Source organism: Streptomyces sp. YS-3 (assembly GCF_045257485.1).
Taxonomy (GTDB): Bacteria; Actinomycetota; Actinomycetes; order Streptomycetales; family Streptomycetaceae; genus Streptomyces.
The window spans coordinates 1-5,072 of record NZ_JBJHPC010000522.1 but is presented as its reverse complement, the minus strand read 5'-3'; the positions used below and the strand labels follow the sequence as shown (position 1 = coordinate 5,072).

Here is a 5,072-nt window from a genome sequence, read left to right as displayed (position 1 = left end):
GGTCCTGGGTCGCCGTACGGGCCGCGTGGCCGGGGGCGTTCGGCGGCGCGGGGACCTCGGTGACCCGGTCGCCGGGCTCGATGCGGCAGGCGCAGACCTTGTACTCGGGGATCTTGGAACGGGGGTCGAGGGCATCGATGGTGAGCACATTGGCGGCGGTGGGAGCCGGCCAGTGGTACGGGATGAAGACGGTGTCGGGGCGGATCGCCTCGGTGACCAGGGCGGGGAAGACCTCGCTGCCGCGCCGGGTGACGACGCGGACCGGGGCGCCGTTGCGGAAGCCGTGCGAGGGGTGGACCTCCACCCAGGGGCGGGGGGTCTGTTCGACGAGCGCGCCGAGCCGGCGGGTCTGGTTGCCGGAGAGGAAGTGCGCCACGGTCCGGCCGGTGGTGAGGGAGAGGGGGTGCTCGTCGTCGTACGGGTCCATCGGCGGGTGCCAGTCGACGACCTGCATATGGATCCTGCCGTCGGGGTGCGAGGTCCGCCCGTCCTCGAAGAGGCGCGGAGTGCCGGGGTGGCCGGTGGAGGGGCAGGGCCAGACGATCCCGCCGGTCTCCTCCAGGCGCTCGTAGGTGATGCCGTAGTAGTCGTTGACCGTCCCGGCGGAGGCGACGCGCAGCTCGTCGAAGGCCTCGCGCGAGCCGGCGAAGGCGAACTTGTCGCCCGCGCCCAGGCGTTGGGCCAGTTGGCAGAGCACCCAGGTGTCCGTGCGGACCCCGGCCGGGGGCTCCTGGGCCTTGTTGTGCTTGACCACCCTGGCCTCGGCGTTGGCCATCACGCCCTCGTCCTCGGCCCAGGTGGTGACGGGGAGGACCACATGCGCGTTGGCCGCGGTCTCGGAGAGGAAGAAGTCGAATTGGGCATGGAACTCAAGGGCGTCGTAGCCCTCCTTGACCCTGCGGTAGTCCGGCAGGGAGACGAAGGGGTTGTTGCAGACGCCGATCAGACCGCGGATCTCCTGGCGGCGCATCTGATGGACCATCTCCGTCATCGAGGTCCCGGCATGCGGGAGTTCGGACTCCTCGATGCCCCAGATCTCGCAGATCTGCCGGCGGTGCTCGGCGTTCAGGATGGAGCGCCCGCCGGGCAGCAGGTCGGCCTTCTGGCCGTGCTCCCGGCCGCCCTGGCCGTTGCCCTGGCCGGTGAGGGTGCCGTAGCCCGCGCCGGGTCTGCCGAGGTTGCCGGTGGCCACGCAGAGGTTGATCACGGAGAGGCAGTTCTCGACGCCCTGCGAGTGGTGCTCGATGCCCCGGGCGTGCCAGGCCATGGCCTTGGGGGCGCGGGCGAAGGCGCGGGCCACCTCGACGATCTGGGCGGCCGGCACCCCGCAGATCTCGGCGGCCCGCTCCGGCGGATACTCGGCGGCCTTGGCGCGGACCTCCTCCCAGCCCGTGGCGTGGGCGGCGACGTAGGCCTCGTCGACGAGCCCCTCCTGGATCACGACGTGGAGGAGCGCGGTGAAGAACGCCGAGTCGGTGCCGGGCTTGAGGGCGACGTGGATGTCGGCGGTGCGGGCGACCGCCGTCTCGCGCGGGTCGACCACGATCAGGGTGGCGCCCCGGTCGCGGGCCCCCCAGACGTACTGGGTCATGACGGGGAAGCACTCGCCGACGTTGGACCCGGCGATGAGCAGGCAGTCGGTGAGGAGGATGTCGGAGAAGGGATTGGCGGCCCGGTCGATGCCGAAGGCGAGTTTGTTGGCGCCGGCCGCGGAGACCATGCACAGCCGCCCGTTGTAGTCGACGTGCCGTGTCTTCAGCGCGACCCGGGCGAACTTGCCGACCAGATAGGTCTTCTCGGAGAAGAGGCTGGCCCCGCCGAGCAGTCCGAAGGCGTCGTTGCCGTGCTCGCCCTGGATCCGGCGGATCTCCGCGGCGGTGAAGTCAAGGGCCTCCTCCCAGGTGGCCTCGCGGAAGGGTTCGTCGCGGGAGCGGCGCAGCAGCGGCGCGGTGAGCCGGTCGGGGTGGTTGATCTGCTGGTACGCGTTGATGCCTTTGGGGCACAGGCGCATCCGGTTGATGTCGTGGTTGCGGGGTTCGACGCCGAAGACCTTGCCGCCGCGGTCCACGCGGAGATACATCCCGCACTGCACCCCGCAGAAGCAGCAGTGGGTGGGCACCAGGGTCTCGCCGTCCTGGCCGGCGCGCCGGCGGTCGGCCGGGACGGCGCCCGCGTCGAGGAAGTCGCGGGTGCCGGGCGGAGCGAGGGAGGGGTCCAGCGGGAGCCGGTTCACTTGTAGCCCTTCTTGACGTGCGCGAGGTAGGCGGAGCCGCGCAGCACCCGCTTGCAGCGCGGGCAGTACTCGGCCCAGGCGTCGAAGCCCAGGTCCAGATCGCGCATGGTGCCGCGCAGGTTCTCGACGTAGGGGGCGGTGTCGACGGGGTCGCCGCACCGGTGGCACCGGAAGACCTGCTCGTCCTGGCGGGCGGTGTACTTGAAGAGCTGCATCCCGACGGCGGCGGGCCGCTGGACGATGTGGAAGAACTTCCCGAACGGGATGTAGATGAGGGTGAGCACCACCGACACCATGTGCAGCACGGCCAGGAACTCGTAGCCGCCGCCGTGCAGGAAGAGCGACGAGAACGTGAGGAGGAGGCCCGTCACGGAGACGACGATCAGCAGGATCAGCGGGACCAGGTCGTAGGCGAAGCGCTGGCCGGTGATCGCGCCGCGGTCCTTCATCCGGCGCCACAGGAAGTACGAGGCACCGGGGACGACCAGGACGGCGGCGATGTCCAGACCGTGGAACATCAGCCGGCCCAGGAGGTTCAGGGAGTCGAAGCCGAGGATCCTCAGGCCCCAGATCCGCATCTCGTAGCCGGGTCCGGGACCGGTCGGGGCGGTGAAGGTGAACCAGCCCCAGGTGAGGGGGAAGGTGATCGCGGCGGCCAGCAGACAGCCCCAGAAGATCAGCTGGTGGGCGGCCCAGCGGGCGTGCGAGCGGGCGCCGAGGAACTTCTGGAGACCGAGGTAGGTGGCGGCCATCCTGGGCAGCGCGGTGGGCGCCCGGCGGAAGTTGGCGACGGAGAAGAGGCTGCGCCGGCCCTGGGTGAAGAGGCGGCGGGCGCCGGGGGAGGAGAGCCACACGGTGTAGCGGTAGGCGATGCCGAAGGCGAGGAAGACGGTCGCGCAGGCGTAGGGAAGGAGGGCGGAGTCGAAGTCCTTCAGCCGGCGGCTGCCGAAGACGATGGCGAGGATCAGCAGGAGGGAGAGGGCGGTACCGGCGGCGGTCGCGCGCAGCGCGACGGTGGGCTTCGCCGCGGCGGAGGGCTTCACTGGGGGACGCTTCGCTGCGGGAGGCTCGGTCACCCGGCCACCGTAGGTGCATCTGACCGTTTATCACCTGTTTTGACGGTCGGCGGGGTGAAGCCTTCAGTCAGATGGCAGTCAGGGCCGCGGCGGGCCGACGGCTCCCCTTCCGGCCGTGGACGGACCGTGCCGGCCTGCCCGCCGACCGTGGCGGCGCGACGGCGAGAACGCGGCGGCGCGAGGCCCGGAACCCCCGGTCAACCCGCCCGGACACCCCTCGGTGTCCCCGTCCCGGCGCCCGCGATGATCTCCTTGGCCCCATGCCCCGCATGACCGCACGCAGCCGCCATGAACACCACCGGGCGTCGACGCCCCTGGAACTCTTCTTCGACCTCTGTTTCGTCGTCGCCGTCGCCCAGGCCGGCGCCCGGCTCGTCCACTCGCTCGCCGAGGGCCACCTCGGCGCCGGGCTGGCCGGTTACACCGCCGTCTTCTTCGCCATCTGGTGGGCCTGGATGAACTTCACCTGGTTCGCCTCGGCCTACGACAGCGACGACGTGCTGTACCGGGTCGTCACCCTCGTACAGATCACCGGCGTCCTGATCCTCGCCGCCGGGGTGCCGCGCGCCTTCGACGACCGCGACTTCACCGTCTGCGTCATCGGCTACATCGTGATACGGCTCGCCCTGACCAGCCAGTGGCTGCGCGCGGCGCGCAACGCGGCGGACCCGGGCGAGCGGGGGATGGCGCTGCGGTACGCCGCCGGGCTCGTGGTGTGCCAGCTCGGCTGGGTCGGGCTGCTCTTCGTGCCGGTGGGCACCGCCCGCTCCCTGGTCTTCGTGGCACTGGCCCTCGCCGAGGTGGCGGTGCCCGTGATCGCCGAGCGGGACGCCCAGAGCACCTGGCATCCGCACCACATCGCCGAGCGGTACGGCCTGTTCACCCTGATCGTGCTGGGCGAGACGGTCGCCGCCGCCACCGTCGCCGTACAGGAGGCGCTCGACGAGCACGAGGCGCTGGGCGAGCTGCTGCCGCTCGCGGGCGGCGGGCTGCTGATCGTCTTCGCGGCCTGGTGGATCTACTTCGCCGTGCCGATCGCCGGTCATCTCGTCTCCAACCGCCAGGCGTTCGCCTGGGGGTACGGACACTTCGTCATCCTCGGCTCGGCCGCGGCCATCGGGGCCGGGATGGAGGTGGCGGTCGAGCAGGCCGTCGGCAAGGCGCACATCTCCACGGCGGCGGCGTCGGCCGCCGTGACCGTACCCGCCGCCCTGTTCATGATCACGGTATGGGCGCTGCACTCGCGCCACTTCAAGCGCACCACCGCCCAGCAGCTGGTTCTGCCGGTCTCGGCGGCGGCGACCCTGGCCTGCACGTTCGCCGGGCACGCCGCCGTCCTCGCGGCCGGTCTGGTGGCCGCCGCCACCGTGGCGACGGGAGTGGCGCTGACCGCTCGCGACGGCGAGGGAGAGGGTCGTAGGGTCGACGGTCATGGCTGACACCCCGAAGACCTCCCGGGCCGACTCCCTCACGGATGTGCCGGGCTTCCTCGTCGGGCACGCGCGGGTCCCCGGCGAGCGGGCCCTGAGCGGGACCACCGTCGTCCTCGCTCCGGCCCCCGGCGCCGTCGCGGGCGTCGATGTGCGCGGCGGCGGCCCCGGCACCCGGGAGACCGACGCCCTCGACCCGCGCAATGTCGTCGAGCGGATCGACGCCGTGGTGCTGACGGGCGGCAGCGCGTACGGACTCGACGCCGCGGGCGGGGTGATGGCCTGGCTGGAGGAGCGCGGGCGCGGGGTGCGGGTGGGGCCCGAGCCGCACCC

General features: G+C 71.9%; 4 protein-coding genes. 2 read left to right on the top strand and 2 right to left on the bottom strand.

Features of this window, described 5'->3' with window-relative positions:
- Both ACJA3G_RS29740 and ACJA3G_RS29735 read right to left on the bottom strand, forming a co-directional pair.
- Positions 1–2,233 (bottom strand): molybdopterin oxidoreductase family protein (locus ACJA3G_RS29740; RefSeq protein ID WP_406556136.1); only part of this gene is annotated, 2,233 nt, incomplete at its 3' end.
- Positions 2,230–3,276 (bottom strand): MFS transporter, encoded by a 1,047-nt coding sequence (locus tag ACJA3G_RS29735; protein WP_406556135.1) that lies wholly within the window; start codon positions 3,274–3,276, stop codon positions 2,230–2,232. The genes ACJA3G_RS29735 and ACJA3G_RS29740, both read right to left, overlap by 4 nt.
- Before the next feature lie 293 nt (positions 3,277–3,569).
- On the opposite strand from ACJA3G_RS29735, the gene ACJA3G_RS29730 reads away from it, so the two are divergent.
- Both ACJA3G_RS29730 and ACJA3G_RS29725 read left to right on the top strand, forming a co-directional pair.
- Complete coding sequence (locus tag ACJA3G_RS29730; RefSeq protein WP_406556134.1) at positions 3,570–4,748, top strand: low temperature requirement protein A; 1,179 nt, start codon at positions 3,570–3,572, stop codon at positions 4,746–4,748.
- Positions 4,741–5,072 (top strand): P1 family peptidase (locus ACJA3G_RS29725; protein WP_406556133.1); only part of this gene is annotated, 332 nt, incomplete at its 3' end. The genes ACJA3G_RS29730 and ACJA3G_RS29725, both read left to right, overlap by 8 nt.

Coding starts and splice junctions, on each gene's coding strand:
- ACJA3G_RS29730 (WP_406556134.1), top strand. CDS start 3,570: ATGCCCCGCATGACCGCACGCAGCCGCCATGAACACCACCGGGCGTCG.